The sequence below is a fragment of the Bacillus sp. JJ783 genome (assembly GCF_036963225.1).
Taxonomy (GTDB): domain Bacteria; phylum Bacillota; class Bacilli; order Bacillales; family Bacillaceae_G; genus Bacillus_A; species Bacillus_A cereus_U.
On record NZ_JBALMG010000258.1, the window covers coordinates 1 to 1,699 of the forward strand.

A 1,699-nucleotide genomic window follows, 5' to 3' on the forward strand; every position below is an offset into this window, starting at 1 on the left:
AAAGTATTGTTGAATTGCATAAAGGAACAATTGAAGTATATAGCGATGATAAAAAAACAACTTTCACTGTAAAACTACTCCCTTATAAAGCTTAATACCACATATTTATAGGTTCAATTTTTTATCATATAAGAAATTGAACCTTTTATATTCCATCAATATCCAAAATTTAATAATTCTTTATAATTCTTTAGAAATTCTTTACCTTTTCTTTCTTCCTAATTAAGCATTCCTTTTTACAATAATATTATTGATGTAATAGTAGGAGGATCGCTTATGCAATTCTTGAAAAAAATAACAGTTTTATTATTATCTTTTCTCATTACTGCACTTATCGTTTTATATTTTTACCTTTATGTAAATGGTCCAATTATTCAAGCTAAATCAGCTATTTTAATAGATACTAATTCTGGTGAGATTGTTTATAAAAAAAATGAAAGTACTCCCATTCAGTCGGCCACTTTATCTAAATTAATGACTGAGTATATTGTGATGGAACAACTTCATGATGGCAAAATACAATTAGATGAATCTGTAAAAATAAGTAACGACGTTTTTCAAACCGAAACGAGTCCTATACATGTAACATCGAATGATAAAACAACCGTTCGTGATTTACTAAATACATTGCTTTTAACCGGAAATAATCGTTCTGCACTTGAACTAGCAGAACACATTGCTGGAAATGAAGATAATTTCACATCGTTAATGAATGAAAAAGCAAAACAACTAAAGTTATCACAACAATCTCCATTTTTAAATTCCACTGGAATAAATAGCGAGAAGAATAAACAATCGATTACAACAGCAATAGACGCAGCCGAAATAGCTGCACAATTAATAAAAGACTATCCAGATGTATTAAATATAACTAAACTAACCTCTTACCCATTTACCTTCAAAGATTTTCAAGTTCTCAACACAAATAAAATGATTTACTCTCTTGATAAAAACATTAAACTAAAAGGTGTTGATGGCTTGCAAACTAGTTTGTCAACTAACGGTAATTATAGTTTTGTTGGTACAGCAAAACAAGGAGATACAAGGTTTATTTCTGTAGTATTAGACGCCAATGAAGAAAACACGGCTTTTGTTGAAACAAAAAAGTTACTTCAATACGGTTTTGAACCTACCTCATATTCTGCACTCCAAGCTTTCAAAGACGTTGTTACATCTTGGACCATTTTGCTTCAGTTTAAAAATTTAATCATACAAACGATTATGATCTTTTTAATCATTACCCTCTTAATGTTTTTACATATACGTCAGAAAAAATCCGAGGATTTCAACTAAGAAATCCTCTTATATATAAAAACCGACTTGTATTTGTGCAATACAAGTCGGTTTCTAAGTCTATAATCCTCTTCCAATTAAATTTGCTGAAACAGGTTGAAGATTTAATTCTCTCGCCCATATAGATAGCTGACCAATATGATGAATTTCATGTGCAATTACATGTCGTAACACTTCACCAATTTCTTTTGAATTAAAATTTATTTATTTAACATCATGCTATATAAAATGGAGTATTGGTATTTTATATGAGGTCAACGTCAAGAAGCATTAGAAAAAGCAGGACAATAATATTATATTTGCTGCCATTCGCCGCATGAATTTAAGTCTTGCACTTATGACTATTTGGTTGAGCGATCGATATGTTTTGCTGAAATGTCAATATACCTTAAAAAGGAGCTCTCTT

At 29.8% G+C, this 1,699-nt stretch carries 1 protein-coding gene and 2 pseudogenes; 2 read left to right on the forward strand and 1 reads right to left on the reverse strand.

Translation table 11 applies throughout. The annotated features are described in order from the left end of the window. Both V7038_RS29270 and V7038_RS29275 read left to right on the forward strand, forming a co-directional pair. A pseudogene (locus V7038_RS29270) lies at positions 1-95 on the forward strand (two-component sensor histidine kinase); the annotation flags it as partial. Between the two features lie 181 nt (positions 96-276). After that, positions 277-1,293 (forward strand): D-alanyl-D-alanine carboxypeptidase family protein, encoded by a 1,017-nt coding sequence (locus V7038_RS29275; RefSeq protein WP_002110023.1) that lies wholly within the window; start codon positions 277-279, stop codon positions 1,291-1,293. A 60-nt stretch (positions 1,294-1,353) separates the two neighbouring features. Here the strand turns inward: V7038_RS29275 and V7038_RS29280 are convergent. Then, a pseudogene (locus tag V7038_RS29280) lies at positions 1,354-1,470 on the reverse strand (DinB family protein); the annotation flags it as partial. Positions 1,471-1,699: the final 229 nt, after the last annotated feature.

What these genes read in the sequence shown, in the direction of transcription:
- V7038_RS29275 (WP_002110023.1), top strand. Translation starts at nt 277, where the DNA reads ATGCAATTCTTGAAAAAAATAACAGTTTTATTATTATCTTTTCTCATT.